10 protein-coding genes, 1 tRNA gene and 2 pseudogenes are annotated in these 13,691 nt (G+C 58.7%); 4 read left to right on the forward strand and 9 right to left on the reverse strand.

Annotated features, from left to right (window positions below; all coding sequences use genetic code 11):
• Positions 1 to 77 precede the first annotated feature (77 nt).
• Both cra and B7L09_RS12975 read left to right on the forward strand, forming a co-directional pair.
• Positions 78 to 1,073 (forward strand): catabolite repressor/activator, encoded by a 996-nt coding sequence (gene cra / locus B7L09_RS12970; RefSeq protein WP_094469168.1) that lies wholly within the window; start codon positions 78 to 80, stop codon positions 1,071 to 1,073.
• Positions 1,074 to 1,076: 3 nt separating this feature from the next.
• A pseudogene (locus B7L09_RS12975) lies at positions 1,077 to 1,835 on the forward strand (TatD family hydrolase); the annotation flags it as partial.
• A 146-nt stretch (positions 1,836 to 1,981) separates the two neighbouring features.
• Here the strand turns inward: B7L09_RS12975 and B7L09_RS32790 are convergent.
• The 5 genes and pseudogenes from B7L09_RS32790 to B7L09_RS12995 form a co-directional block, all read right to left on the reverse strand.
• Positions 1,982 to 2,695 carry a methyl-accepting chemotaxis protein gene (locus B7L09_RS32790; RefSeq protein WP_374039740.1) on the reverse strand — a complete coding sequence of 238 codons (714 nt, stop codon included), beginning with the start codon at positions 2,693 to 2,695 and terminating at the stop codon, positions 1,982 to 1,984.
• A 144-nt stretch (positions 2,696 to 2,839) separates the two neighbouring features.
• Positions 2,840 to 3,979, reverse strand: a pseudogene (locus B7L09_RS32795) (HAMP domain-containing protein); the annotation flags it as partial.
• Between the two features lie 347 nt (positions 3,980 to 4,326).
• A complete protein-coding gene (gene ampE, locus B7L09_RS12985) occupies positions 4,327 to 5,163 on the reverse strand; it encodes a regulatory signaling modulator protein AmpE (protein ID WP_094469161.1) in 837 nt (278 codons plus the stop codon).
• The gene (gene ampD / locus B7L09_RS12990; RefSeq protein ID WP_094469162.1) at positions 5,160 to 5,720 is read right to left on the reverse strand and encodes a 1,6-anhydro-N-acetylmuramyl-L-alanine amidase AmpD; all 561 of its coding nucleotides are present in this window, start codon (positions 5,718 to 5,720) and stop codon (positions 5,160 to 5,162) included. Before ampD ends, ampE begins: the two co-directional genes overlap by 4 nt.
• Positions 5,721 to 5,784: 64 nt before the next feature.
• On the reverse strand, positions 5,785 to 7,992 hold the full coding sequence (locus tag B7L09_RS12995) for a DUF1631 domain-containing protein (protein WP_094469163.1): 2,208 nt from the start codon (positions 7,990 to 7,992) through the stop codon (positions 5,785 to 5,787).
• A gap of 285 nt (positions 7,993 to 8,277) precedes the next feature.
• Here B7L09_RS12995 and nadC point away from each other — a divergent pair, with 285 nt between their 5' ends.
• On the forward strand, positions 8,278 to 9,126 hold the full coding sequence (nadC, locus tag B7L09_RS13000) for a carboxylating nicotinate-nucleotide diphosphorylase (RefSeq protein WP_094469164.1): 849 nt from the start codon (positions 8,278 to 8,280) through the stop codon (positions 9,124 to 9,126).
• A gap of 99 nt (positions 9,127 to 9,225) precedes the next feature.
• On the opposite strand, the gene B7L09_RS13005 is transcribed toward nadC, so the two are convergent.
• A complete protein-coding gene (locus tag B7L09_RS13005) occupies positions 9,226 to 9,531 on the reverse strand; it encodes a DUF6388 family protein (protein WP_094469169.1) in 306 nt (101 codons plus the stop codon).
• Between the two features lie 314 nt (positions 9,532 to 9,845).
• On the opposite strand from B7L09_RS13005, the gene B7L09_RS32800 reads away from it, so the two are divergent.
• The gene (locus tag B7L09_RS32800; protein WP_094469165.1) at positions 9,846 to 10,883 is read left to right on the forward strand and encodes a hypothetical protein; all 1,038 of its coding nucleotides are present in this window, start codon (positions 9,846 to 9,848) and stop codon (positions 10,881 to 10,883) included.
• Between the two features lie 10 nt (positions 10,884 to 10,893).
• Here B7L09_RS32800 and B7L09_RS13015 read toward each other — a convergent pair.
• From B7L09_RS13015 to rpsO, 3 genes are all read right to left on the reverse strand, one after another.
• A tRNA-Thr gene (locus B7L09_RS13015) sits at positions 10,894 to 10,966 on the reverse strand.
• A gap of 128 nt (positions 10,967 to 11,094) precedes the next feature.
• Positions 11,095 to 13,200, reverse strand: a complete 2,106-nt coding sequence (gene pnp, locus B7L09_RS13020; protein WP_094469166.1) for a polyribonucleotide nucleotidyltransferase — start codon at positions 13,198 to 13,200, stop codon at positions 11,095 to 11,097.
• Between the two features lie 194 nt (positions 13,201 to 13,394).
• Positions 13,395 to 13,664: a 30S ribosomal protein S15 gene (gene rpsO / locus B7L09_RS13025; RefSeq protein ID WP_003176135.1), complete on the reverse strand. Its 270-nt coding sequence runs from the start codon at positions 13,662 to 13,664 to the stop codon at positions 13,395 to 13,397.
• Positions 13,665 to 13,691: the final 27 nt, after the last annotated feature.

Below are 13,691 nucleotides of genomic sequence, written 5' to 3' on the forward strand. Positions count from 1 at the left end.
GCGTTCAGACCATGGTCGTCTGCCCGAATCGGTTAGGATTGGCGAAAATGTCGGCCGAAAAACAAGGAAATCCCGGTTTGAAACTCAGTGATATCGCACGTCTGGCCGGTGTGTCCGTTACCACCGCCAGTTATGTCATTAATGGCAAGGCCGAACAGCAACGGATCAGCAGTGCCACCGTCGAGCGGGTGCGGGCGGTGGTCGAAGCCCATGGTTTTACCCCCAACCCTCAGGCGGCCGGGCTGCGCAGCCGGCATACGCGCACCTTGGGTTTTATCCTGCCAGACCTGGAAAACCCCAGTTACGCACGGATTGCCAAGTTGTTGGAGCAAGGTGCGCGAGCACGAGGCTATCAGTTGCTGATCGCCAGCTCCGACGATGATGCGGACAGCGAACGCCAGTTGCTGCAACTGTTTCGTGCACGACGCTGCGATGCGCTGTTCGTCGCCAGTTGCCTGCCGGCCAGTGATGACAGCTATCGCGAGTTGCAAGCCAANGGCCTTCCGGTGATTGCCATCGACCGGGTGATGGAGCCTGAGCATTTCTGTTCGGTGATCAGCGATGATCGCGAGGCCAGCCTGCAACTGACCCGCAGCCTGCTCGACCCGCTGCCCAAGCAAATCGCGCTGATCGGCGCCCGTCCCGAACTGAGCATCAGCCAGGAACGCGCCGCCGGGTTCAAGGAAGCGTTGAGCGGGTTCAAAGGCGAGGTGCTGATCGAGCACGGCGAGTCGTTCAGCCGCGAGTGCGGCAAGCAGTTGATGGAAGAATTGCTGCAGCGCCTGGGGCATTTGCCGGATGCGCTGGTGACCACGTCCTACGTGCTGCTTCAAGGCGTGTTTGATGCCTTGCACGACTTCCCGCTGAAAACCCGTCCGCTGCGCCTGGGCACGTTCGGTGACACCCAACTGCTGGACTTCCTGCCGCTGCCGGTCAACGCCATGGCCCAGCAACACCAATTGATCGCCGACACGGCCCTGCGCCTGGCGCTGGCCGCTATCGAGCAATCCGATTACCAACCCGGCGTGCAAGCCATCGCGCGGACCTTCAAGCAGCGTATTCGCCAGGACTGAACCGTGGAGCTGATCGACAGCCACACTCATCTGGATTTTCCGGACTTCGACGAGGACCGCACGGCGCTGCTCGCCGAAAGCCGCGCCCTCGGGGTGCGGCGGATGGTGGTGCTGGGGGTTTATCAGGGCAATTGGCAGCGGGTCTGGGACCTGGTGCAAAGCGATCCCGACCTGCATGCGGCGCTCGGTTTGCACCCGGTGTACCTGGACCAGCATCGCCCTGACGATTTACTCGAACTCGGTGACTGGCTGACCCGCCTGGCGGGTCATCGGCAATTGTGTGCCGTGGGTGAGATCGGCCTGGATTACTTCATCGAAACCCTCAACCGTGAGCGCCAGCAGGCCTTGTTCGACGCGCAACTGCAACTGGCGGTGGACTTCAATCTTCCAGTGCTGATTCATGTGCGGCGCAGCCATGCCGCGGTGATTGCCACACTCAAACGGTTTCGCTTGAAACGCGCGGGCATCATTCATGCCTTCGCCGGCAGCAAGGAAGAGGCCCGAGAATACATCAAGCTCGGTTTTAAACTCGGCCTGGGCGGCGCCGCGACCTGGCCGCAGGCGTTGCGCATGCACCGCGTCCTCGCCGAATTGCCCCTGGAGTCGGTGGTGCTGGAAACCGATTCACCGGACATGGCGCCCGCCATGTTTCCCGGTCAACGCAACAGCCCGGCGCACCTGCCGGCGATCTGCTCGGCACTGGCCGGGATCATGTCGATCAGCCCTGAGCAACTGGCCACCGCCAGCACGGCCAATGCCTGTGGCCCATCCGGCGGCATAACGATNACCGCGNTAAACAAATGTGGGAGCTGGCTTGCCTGCGATAGCGGTGTGTCAGTCAACATNTCTNTGACTGACACACCGCCATCGCAGGCAAGCCAGCTCCCACATTTGATCNNTTGNGNNCATCAGACCCGGAACGCGCTGATCAGTTGTTTGAGTTCCACCACCTGGGCCGACAACGCTCGGCTGGCATCTTCGGTCTGGTGCGCACCTTCAGCGGTGCGTTCACCCGCGCGGTTGATCTCGACAATGTTCTGGTCGATGTCGTGGGCCACGGCGGTCTGCTGCTCCACCGCGGCCGCGATCTGTTGGTTCTGGTCGACGATCATGCCGACGGCGCCGAGGATGTTTTCCAGCGCCTGCTGGACCTTTTCCGACTGCCCGACGGTGCCATCGGCCACCTGATGGCTGACGCCCATGGCTTTCACCGCCGCGCCGACACCATTTTGGAGCTTGGTGATCATCTGCTCGATTTCTTCGGTCGATTGCTGGGTACGCTTGGCCAGGGTCCGCACCTCATCGGCCACCACCGCAAAACCCCGTCCCTGCTCACCGGCCCGAGCGGCTTCGATCGCCGCGTTGAGCGCCAGCAGGTTAGTCTGCTCGGCAATGCTCTTGATCACTTCCAGCACGCGGCTGATGGATTGGCTGTCGCTGGCCAATTGGTTGATCACCCGCACCGACTGATCGATCTCACTGGCCAGTTGCGCGATGCTGCCCTGCTGGGACGCCACCAGGCCGCGACCGCTGATGGTCTCGTCGTTGACGCTGTGAGCACTGCTGACCGCCGCCGCGGCACTGCGCGCCACCTCTAGGGAGGTGGCCGACATCTGATTCATGGCCGTGGCGACCTGCTCGATCTGCGAGCGCTGCCCCGCCACCGCCTGGTTGCTTTGGGCAGAGACACTTTCGACTTGCCCGGCCTGGCGCTCGACCTCATTCACGGTCTGGCCTACGCGCTCGATCAGGTCATGGATTTTCTTCACGGTGCCGTTGAACACCTCGCCCAGCTCGCCCAACTCATCGCGGCTTTCGGCGCGGAAGGTGACGGTCATGTCGCCCGCCGCCACTTTGTCCAGCGTCGCGCCCAGGCGTTTGAGGGTGGTGCGGGTCGAGGCGTAGAAGCCGCCGTAGAGGTAAAAAATCAACACAAACACCACCGACAGCGCCACGGCCTGCAAGACCATGTGGGTGCGGTTCTGCTCCAGTCGCTGCTGCAACTGGGTGCCGAGGAACGTCAGGGTCGCTTCGTTGAGTTGGTAGGTCTGGTCCATCAGGCCGGTGACCTGATCGTAAAAAGCCTGCCACGGCGCATCGAGGGTGTCGGCCATCACCACCTGCTCTTCGAACAGCTCACTGGCCTTTTTCAGCGAGGCTTTGCTGCTCTCGGCCTGGGCGGTCAGGGTGTCACGCGCCGCTTTGCTGGAGCCCAATGCATCATTGAGCTTCAGACCGTATTCGCCCTGGAGCTTTTCGATCTGCGCCAGCAGTTCATCGAACCGGGTGCTCGACGACGAATTCAGAAAACCTTGCCCAAGCGAATAGGAACCCATCGCCCGGCCGTCGCCCAGGATCTGCGTCACGGGCGGAGTGACGTTGGTAATGAGCTCGCTGAGCTGACGCATGTCGCTCTGGGTGTCGCGGGTCAGGCCGGCCTGACTGGCGATGATCTGGCTGAAAATCTGCGCGCTGCCGAGCAACTTGCCGATCATCCCGCTTTTGCTTTGCAGGGAGTTTTCCGCTTGCTGGGCCTTGAACGCCGCGATCATTTCATCGCGCTTGCCATCGAACACCGTGATCTGCTCCGGATCAGTGGTCATCGCCGTCAGCCCTTGCAGGCGGGCCAGAACACTTTGCTCCAGGGTGCTGATCTTCGTCTCGACATTGCCGGCCTTGCCGGACTGGCCAAGGGTGACGTTGATTTGCACCAGGTTGTTCAGGGTTTCCAGATCACGCCGCAGGGTCAGGCTGCTGCCGAGCAGGTTGAGGCTTTGCAGCTCGACTTGTGTGCCCTGGAATTCACGATAAGAATCGCGGACCAGATAGAAGTTGGTCACCAGCATCGGCACGAGGAACAGCACACTGATCAGGCTGAACTTCATGCCGAAGCTCAGGCGATTCATCAGCGCGACGGCGGGATAGAGCAAGCTCTTCACTGGAAGTCTCCCTTTTGATTCTTATTTTTATTGGCAGGCGCAGGTCGACGGCAGATAGCCACTATTCAGCACTATCTCTGTATAGCTTAAATCGGCTGGGGGTTTTGTAACTTAAGGTTAACGGCAGATCGCCGGTCTTGAGATCGATGATCCTTCTTGTGGCGAGGGAGCTTGCTCCCGCTCGTCTGCGAAGCAGACGCAATGCAGACGAGCGGCTTTTCCTGACATATTCGCGTGGCCGTTTGAGGGCGCTGCGCGCCCAGCGGGAGCAAGCTCCCTCGCCACAATAACGTTCACGTCAGACAGCTGTTGGGTTACGGGAGGACCGTCCACAACGCAAAACCTGCATACCAGAGTACCGCCGCCCGCAGCAGCAATTCCCAGATCCGGTCCAGGCTGTTGATGCCATCCGGTCCGACGACCGGTGCAGGAATTTCGCCTGCCACCAAGCCGACTTTCTCGATCAACTGGGCAGCGCTGATGTTCCAGTTCAACAGTTCATGCAGCATGACGCGGCTGACCGCGACAAAGTTTCCGACCAGCGCGAAACTGGCCGCCAACAGACGCACCGGCACCCAATCAAACGCATGACGCAACTGTGCAGCTCGCTCGACCACTGCAGGTTTCTGCCCGTGTTCTTCGGCCAGCGCCAGCAACCGGTAGCTCAGNGCCGCGACCGGGCCCAACAGGAAATACCAGAAAATCACCGCGAAAAAGCTTTGGTAAGCCTGCCATAGCAAATGGCCTTCGACCCGCTCAAGCAGTTGCTCGCCGCTATCGGCGCAGATGTCCACGTCGCGCTTCGCCACATGGGCGGCGGCTTGCAGGTCTTCCCGGCGCCAGGCATCGCGAAACGGTCCCAGGCCGGCCAGCAAATCGCCGCGACCCAGACTGTAAATCACCACCAGCAGGTGCACCGGCAACGCCAGCAACCCGTAGGCCACCGGTTCCAGCACCACCAACAACAAACCCAGCAGCGCCACCGGCAACAACACCAGCACCACCAATATCAGCCATGGCCGATTGATCAGGCGCGGACTGACTTCAAGCTTGTTCAGTTCACGCACCCAACCGCCGTCACGTTGGACCCGATGGCGCAGGGCCGAGAACTTCTCGATCCAGACGGCCAAAAGCAACACCAGAAAACTCATTGTTGTTCCTCTTTTGCCAGGGCGGCGCGATAGCGCGCCCAGTCGAACGCAGGTCCCGGATCCGTCTTGCGTCCCGGTGCGATGTCGCTATGCCCACAGATGCGCTGCGCGCTGATCGCCGTAAACGTGCTTTGCAGTTGCCGGGTCAGCGTCGTCAATGCTTGATACTGAGCGTCCTCGAACGGCAGATCATCCGTGCCTTCGAGCTCGATACCCACGGAAAAATCGTTACAGGTGTCCCGCCCCTCGAAACTCGAGACACCGGCGTGCCAGGCGCGCTCAAGACAAGAGACAAACTGAGTGACGGTGCCGTCACGCTCGATCAGAAAGTGCGCAGACACCCGCAGGTCAGCAATCCCTGCAAAATAGGGATGCTCCGTGACATCCAGACGATTCTGGAAAAATTCCTGCACCTTGCCGGTGGCGAACTGCGCCGGAGGCAGGCTGATGTTGTGGATCACCAGCAGGGAAATTTCGCCCGAGGGGCGCGCATTGAAGTTGGGCGAGGGGCATACACGCACGCCCTGACACCAACCGCTCGCGGGGTCCAACTGCATACAGGTTCCTTCAACGACGACTGTGTTGGCGCCCAGTATGCCGCGATAGGCCCTCGGGGCGCGATCACTTGCCGCGATTGAGACGCCGCAGATTGCCCAGCACCGACTCCAGGGCCCGGTCGAACAGCAAGGTATCGTCCAGCGCCCGCACCGCGCCACGGCGAAATTCCAGGGCCAGACCGGTGCGGCTGCGCTCCAGCACTTTCATTCCTGTGCGGTCGACAAAGATGTATTTTCCGGTGGAATCGATGATCGCGGTCAGCTTGCAACGCAGGGTGTTTTCATCGTCTTCCTGAAACTCGACCCAGCAGCCCGGACGCAGTTGATCGACCTGAAGCAAACCGGCATCGTCCACCGGCAACCGTACTGATACCACATCGGTCGGGCCTTCGTCGGCGGTGTGCAGCACGATTTGCTGCAGCACTTCGACCATCACCGTCGGCTCGACAGGTTGTTCAGCCGCCTGGCCCGGGCGCTCGAACAATTGAACGTGCAAGGTTTCCAGTTCACTGAAAAACTCACTGGTGGCGAACGGATCAAATGCCGAGCTGCTCAGCCCGTCGCGCAAGGCCTTCAGCAACCCCGGCACCAGCGCCAACAACCGCAGGCCGGCATCGGGCTCCTCATGGCGCTGCACGCTCCAGATCAATTGCTCCATGGTCTGCACATCCGCATGCCATTCCGCCGACGCATCACCGTGTTTGAGGCAGGTCAACAACAGCACTTTGCTCCAGGCCTCCTGCACGAAGACCACCACACCTTGGGGCAGCACTTTGCCCAATAACGCCTGATTCAGCGCCTGTTCGACACGCTGGCGCGCCAGTTCGGTCCTGGCGCGGCCCTCTTCGGCGTCACGGGTGCGTTGTTCCAGCAATTCACTGCGGCGGCGCTCGTCACTGGTGAACGCGAGAAAATCCGCGAGCAACTCGGAAAAGATGGCCGGGTCGTCAACAAAGTCGTTCAACAGACGCTGCACCACTTGCCCGATGCGCAGGTACAGGCTGTCACGTTCGTGGTCATCGCACTCGCCCCAGCCCATCGCGGCGGCAGCAATTTCGTTGAGCAGACGCCGGGCCGGGTGGCTAGCGCGGCTGAAGAAGCTCTTGTCGAGCACCGCAACCTTGAGCATCGGGATCTGCAACCGACCAATCAGCGCCTTGAGGGAATCCGGCAGGTTGCGGTCATCAAGGATGCATTCGAAGAGCATGGCGATCAGGTTGATCACGTCTTCGTCAGCCACGCCGACCACACGCGACTTGCCGCTTTTGACGCTGACCCGGGTCAGCAGTTGTTCAAGCTGGTTACGCAGGTCGAAGTCGTCTTCGGCCTCGGGTTCCGGCACGTATTGCTGCAAATGAGAGAGCAGGCGCAACAGGTCGCGGGTGGCAATGGGCTGGGTCTGGGCACTGGCCTCGAGGGTGGGTGCGACGCTGCCGCGCACGTGCAACAGCAGCTCCTGCAACGCGGCAAAGACTTCCTGCACGCCATCGTCGATCGGCGTATCACCCGAGTGGATGCCGACCTCGATCGGTTCGGCATGGGCGCTGGCGGCCGCATGATCGCTGGCACGTCGCATCGGCGCAGGCTTGAGGTCGGGCAACACGCCGGTTGCGATGAGCAGTTGATTGGCTTCGGCGTACAACTGATCAGCGCTACTGAGCACGTAGCGGTCGAACAGTTTGAGAATGATCAGCTTGACCTTGATCTCCACCCCCAGGTTGCGCCAGGCCTGCAAGAAATACTCGCAGAGCCGCGCCGGTCCCAGCGGGTTGTGTTTATTGTCCAGCGTCTTGCCCAGCAAAGCACTGAGTCGGGCTGTCAGTTGGTCGAGGGCGAACCCGTCGCGGTTCAGCACTTTGCTGACCATGGCTTCCACCGCGACGCTGCGCTCCAGATCGTCATTGGGCAATGTATCGGGTTCAAACGCCAATGCCTGAGGCATGGACGCCTGGGGGCTGTCGTACTGCGAGAGGCTGACGAACGCCTCGAAGAATTGTTCGAGAAAACCGCGCTCGATGCTTTTTCGCTTGAGTCGCAAGTCGCGCATGGCTTCGAAAAAGAGGTTCTGCTCGACATCGTTGCGGGCCCGATCAGCCATTTCGAACAGCGTGTCGTCGGCGTTATCAAACAGTGCTTGCAAGCCGTGCCTGAGCTGTTGAGTGGCCTTGTCGCGAACCTGAAGCAGAATCACAGGCAGGCGGGCGAGCGGCGATTGCGTCGCCTGATCGGTAGCCGCCTTGTGCAAAGGCACTACATTCCCGTCGTTGTGCATCCAAGCCGCCTGAAACGGTGATTCTGCGAATAGTCGTGAACCCAAAAACACGTCAAAGCCATGACGTCAAAAGCAAGGCGGATTATCTTGCAAAAGCGCCCCCGTGTGCCAGCGGACTCTGTGCTTCGTATTGAAATAGACGCATTGGGAAGACGCTGACTTAGTGCCGATGACTCAAGGGAATCGACCAAATGCAGGTTTGCAGATGAGGGGAACGCCTCTGATGCCTTGGGTTGCCTCGCGCCATGGCCCTATAATCGGGCCACTTTGTTTGTGGAGCCCGTTATGCCGAATCTACGTCTTGCCGACCTCACCGCCGAAATTGAAGCCAACGTGCGCCGTGCACTGCTGGAAGACATCGGCAGCGGCGACATCACTGCACANCTGATCCCGGCCGAACGCCTGGCTAAAGCCACCATCATCACCCGCGATGCGGCCGTTATCGCCGGCACCGCATGGGTGGACGCGGTATTCCGCCAGCTCGACCCTCGGGTCGCGGTGCATTGGCAGGTGGCCGATGGTGAACGCGTCAGCCCCAATCAAGTGCTGTTCCACTTGGAAGGCCCGGCCCGCTCATTGCTCAGCGGTGAGCGCTGCGCACTGAATTTCCTGCAATTGCTCTCGGGCGTGGCCACCCGCGCGCAATACCTGGCGGATTTTGTCGGCGAGACCCAGGTGAAGCTGCTCGACACCCGTAAAACCCTGCCGGGCCTGCGTCTGGCGCAGAAGTACGCCGTGACCTGCGGCGGTTGCCATAACCACCGCATCGGTCTGTATGACGCGTTCCTGATCAAGGAAAACCATATCGCTGCGTGTGGCGGTATTGCTCAGGCCATTAACGCTGCGCACAAGATCGCCCCGGGCAAGCCGGTCGAGATTGAAGTGGAGAGCCTGGAGGAATTGAAAGAAGCCCTGGCGGCGGGTGCAGACATCATCATGCTCGATGAGCTGAGCCTGGATGACATGCGTGAAGCCGTGCGTCTGAACGCGGGCAAGGCGAAACTGGAAGCCAGCGGTGGTATCAACGAAAACACGCTGCTGCCGATCGCGGAAACCGGGGTGGATTACATTTCGATTGGTGCGATGACCAAGGATGTGAAGGCTGTCGACCTGTCGATGCGTCTGAGCCTCTGAGAATGAAAAACGCCAGCCTCAATGAGGCTGGCGTTNTTGTCGATGCGTCTGAGCCTCTGAGAATGAAAAACGCCAGCCTCAATGAGGCTGGCGTTTTTGTCAGACCACCAGATTGTTCATCTCGCAGTACTCTTCCCACTCGACGCCCAACACCTCGGCCGCCTCCTTGTGCAGCACCAGGCGCGCAGCCTCGAACTCTTCAGGGGTCGAGGTGTACTTGAGCGTCAGCTCCCATGGCTGCAGGCCCTGGGATTCCGCCTCATCCTCGAACGCCCACTGGATCTGGTCTTTCTGATCGTCGGCTGGCAGGTCCTTGATCTCGTCCGCTAGCTGGGGCGTATCAAGCAGGTACTTTTTAAGCGCTTCTTCGTGTCTGGCTTCTTGGGTCAATTCTTTAACGGTCATGGCGTTCTCGCTGATCTGGGGAATGGAAGATGGATCTGGATCATCAAGGATCTCTCTGACGCAAAAAACCGTGTGAAGCCCGGTTTGTCTGGCCTTCAGAACCATTCGGGGATCATCTGAAAACTGCAAAGTGGTACGTGTGCAACGTCCGAATATAGGACGTTTGGTCGACGATTTATATGGACTTTTACATCAAATCTACAAAAAAACCGTTGATCGGGCTTTCTGAAAATTTTCCTTCTCTACCCAGGAACAACGTTCAAAAGGTAAAGTCATAGCGATGTGCCATCTAGGCACGTCACAAGGAACCCGTGATGCGCAATTTTTCCAAGCTTTCGTCCATCCTGTCTGCAACTGGCATGGCCGCCCTTCTTCTCGGCACCCTGGCATTACCCGATTCGGCTCAAGCAGGTCTGGAGTACAAATCCGACAGCGCAAACTCTTCTGATAAATTTCTCGTTTACCACAACTATTACGGCACAGACGTGATGGTCAGATCCGGTATCAGTATTGATGACGTGGAAAAATTACAAAGACTGGTTAAAAGCGATACGGCAGATCTGGAAGATCTGAAGAAAACCGTCAGTGCACAGGCACGGCTCATCGAAGAATTCAAAAAGGACACGGGTTCCAGTTCAATCTCGAATGCCAGCGAAGTGGACAAACTCAAGCGCACCGTCAGTGACCAGGAAACGGCGCTGAAGAACCTCGCCAAGGCCATGGACGAGTTCAAACGCAACAGTGGTTCGAGCTCCAGTTCCAGCGCCAGCGAAATGAACAACCTGAAACGCACGGTCAGCGAACAGAACACGGGCTTGGTAAACCTTGCCAAGGCCGTGGACGAACTCAAACGCAACAGCAGCTCGAATTCCAGCTCCAGTTCCAGCGAAGTCAGCGACCTCAAGCGCACGGTCAGCGAACAGGACAACGGACTGAAAAAGCTCGCCAGCCAAATGGACGATCTAAAGCGCAGCAGCAGCTCGAATTCCAGCTCAAGCTCAAGCTCCAGCGAAGTGAGTGATCTGAAACGCACGGTGAGCGAACAGGAAAACGGCCTGAAAAAGCTCGCCAGTCAGATGGACGATCTAAAGCGCAGCAGCAGCTCGAACTCCAGTTCAAGTTCAAGTTCAAGCTCCAGCGAAGTGAACGACCTCAAACGTACCGTCAACGAACAGGAAAACGACCTGAAAAGGCTTGCCAGCCAAGTGGAAGACCTCAAGCGCAGCGCCGGGTCGAGTTCCAGCTCGAGCTCCAGCGATCTGTCCAGCCTTAAGCGGGAAGTCAGCGATCAGGACAATCAACTCGATCAGCTCAAACGCACTGTGGAAGATCTGAGCAGAAAGGTGAAATAAGAGGGAATNGTGCCCGAGACAGGAATCGAACCTGCGACCTTCGCGTTACGAGTGCGCTGCTCTACCGGCTGAGCTACACGGGCGGTGGGCTAAACCTAGCACCGGGTTCGAGAGCCAGCAACTTCACATCCTGTTTCAAAGACAAAAAAAGGCCCCGCAGTTTTCACTGCGGGGCCTTTTTTATAACGTTGAAGCAATCAAGCGGGGGTGATTAAACGCCCGAAGCCTTGGCTGCTGCTACGTCCTTGATGGACAGCTTGATACGGCCGCGGTTATCCACGTCCAGTACCAGCACTTCCACTTCCTGGCCTTCTTTCAGAATGTCGGTCACTTTCTCAACACGAGCGTCGCTCAGCATAGAGATGTGAACCAGACCGTCTTTGCCTGGCAGGATGTTGACGAACGCGCCGAAGTCGACGATGCGCTCAACTTTACCGACGTAGATCTTGCCGATCTCGGCCTCAGCGGTGATACCCAGAACGCGCTGACGTGCAGCCTCTGCAGCTTCCTTGGTTTCGCCGAAGATCTTGATCGAGCCGTCGTCTTCGATGTCGATCGAAGCCTTGGTCTCTTCACAGATTGCACGAATGGTCGCGCCGCCTTTACCGATAACATCACGGATTTTGTCGGTGTCGATTTTCATCGCAATCATGGTCGGAGCATTTTCCGACAGTTCGGTACGGGACTGACCAATGATCTGGTTCATCTGACCGAGGATGTTCAGGCGCGCTTCCAGGGCTTGGCCCAGAGCGATTTCCATGATCTCTTCGGTGATGCCCTTGATCTTGATGTCCATCTGCAGCGCGGTAACACCTTTAGCGGTACCGGCTACTTTGAAGTCCATGTCGCCCAGGTGGTCTTCGTCGCCCAGGATGTCAGTCAGGATGGCGAACTTCTCGCCTTCTTTAACCAGGCCCATGGCGATACCGGCAACCGGTGCCTTCATCGGTACACCAGCATCCATCAGCGCCAGGGAAGCACCGCAGACCGAAGCCATGGAGCTGGAACCGTTGGACTCGGTGATTTCCGACACAACACGGATGGTGTACGGGAACACGTCAGCAGCCGGCAGCATGGCTGCAATCGAACGACGAGCCAAACGGCCGTGACCGATTTCGCGACGGCCAGCGCCACCCATGCGACCACACTCACCTACCGAGAACGGAGGGAAGTTGTAGTGCAGCATGAACGGGTCTTTTTTCTCGCCTTCCAGGGTGTCCAGCAACTGTGCGTCACGCGCAGTACCCAGGGTCGCAACTACCAGAGCCTGAGTTTCACCGCGGGTGAAGAGCGCCGAACCGTGAGTCTTCGGCAGAACACCCACTTCGATGTTCAGCGGACGTACGGTGCGAGTGTCGCGGCCGTCGATACGTGGCTTGCCGTTAACGATGTTTTCGCGAACGGTGCGGTATTCGATTTCACCGAATGCAGCTTTGACGTCGCTGGAAGAAGGCTGGCCTTCTTCACCGGACAGCTTGGCCACAACCTGATCCTTCAACTCGCCCAGGCGAGCGTAACGGTCGGCCTTGACGGTGATGGTGTAAGCCTGGGAGATCGCGTCGCCGAACTCGGCACGGATGGCGCCCAGCAGAGCGGTGGCTTCTGGCTGTGGAGCCCAGGTCCACGTTGGCTTGGCAGCTTCGGCAGCCAGTTCTTTAACAGCGTTGATCACAACCTGGAACTCGTCGTGAGCAAACAGTACCGCGCCCAGCATCTGGTCTTCGGTCAGCTCTTTGGCTTCCGATTCAACCATCAACACGGCTTCCGAAGTACCGGCAACGACCATGTCCAGGCTCGAAGCTTTCTGTTGTTCGTAAGTCGGGTTCAGCAGGTAGCCGGTGCTTTCGTGGAACGCAACACGGGCAGCGCCGATTGGACCATCGAAAGGAATACCGGAGATGGCCAGGGCAGCCGAGGTACCGATCATCGCAGCGATGTCCGGATCGGTCTTCTTGCTGGTGGAAACGACGGTGCAGACAACCTGCACTTCGTTCATGAAGCCTTCTGGGAACAGCGGACGGATCGGACGGTCGATCAGTCGGGAAGTCAGGGTTTCTTTCTCGGAAGGACGGCCTTCGCGCTTGAAGAAACCGCCAGGGATCTTACCGGCAGCGTAAGTCTTTTCCTGGTAGTGAACGGACAGAGGGAAGAAGCCCTTGCTTGGGTCTGCGTGCTTGGCGCCCACAACAGTCACCAATACGGTGACGTCGTCGTCAACGGTGACCAGCACTGCGCCGGAAGCTTGACGGGCGATACGGCCTGTCTCGAGGGTAACGGTCGACTGACCGAACTGGAATTTTTTGATAACCGGGTTCACGGTGTCCTACCTTCTTTGTGGCTCTTGGGGAACTTGTCTTCTTGCGAAATTCTTGGGCAATGTCGGGAATCGGCCCGAGCCTGGTCCAGGGTAAAACGTGTATCCAGATAAAACTTGAGGCTGGGAGCCTGCCATGGGCCAGCGGGAATCCCACTGACACACGGCAGACAACCAACCTCTAGCGCAATCGCTTATTAGCGACGCAGACCCAGGCGACCGATCAGAGCCTGATAACGACCCAGATCCTTGCCTTTCAGGTAGTCCAGCAGCTTACGGCGCTGGTTTACCATGCGGATCAGACCACGACGGGAGTGGTGATCTTTACCGTTGGCCTTGAAGTGACCTTGCAGCTTGTTGATGTTGTGGGTCAGCAGTGCAACTTGCACTTCTGGCGAACCAGTGTCACCAACAGCTTGCTGATAGTCAGCAACGATTTGTGCTTTTTCTTGAACGTCGAGAGCCATGAGGCAATCCTTTTTTCAGGAAACCAC

It is taken from the genome of Pseudomonas mandelii (assembly GCF_002251635.1).
Classification (GTDB): Bacteria; Pseudomonadota; Gammaproteobacteria; order Pseudomonadales; family Pseudomonadaceae; genus Aquipseudomonas; species Aquipseudomonas mandelii_B.

Bases quoted from the DNA above. Each gene is read 5' to 3' on its own strand.
- B7L09_RS13005 (WP_094469169.1), bottom strand. From the start codon at position 9,531: ATGACCGTTAAAGAATTGACCCAAGAAGCCAGACACGAAGAAGCGCTT.
- B7L09_RS32800 (WP_094469165.1), top strand. From the start codon at position 9,846: ATGCGCAATTTTTCCAAGCTTTCGTCCATCCTGTCTGCAACTGGCATG.
- B7L09_RS32790 (WP_374039740.1), bottom strand. From the start codon at position 2,695: ATGAATCAGATGTCGGCCACCTCCCTAGAGGTGGCGCGCAGTGCCGCG.
- ampD (WP_094469162.1), bottom strand. From the start codon at position 5,720: ATGCAGTTGGACCCCGCGAGCGGTTGGTGTCAGGGCGTGCGTGTATGC.
- B7L09_RS12995 (WP_094469163.1), bottom strand. From the start codon at position 7,992: ATGCACAACGACGGGAATGTAGTGCCTTTGCACAAGGCGGCTACCGAT.
- rpsO (WP_003176135.1), bottom strand. From the start codon at position 13,664: ATGGCTCTCGACGTTCAAGAAAAAGCACAAATCGTTGCTGACTATCAG.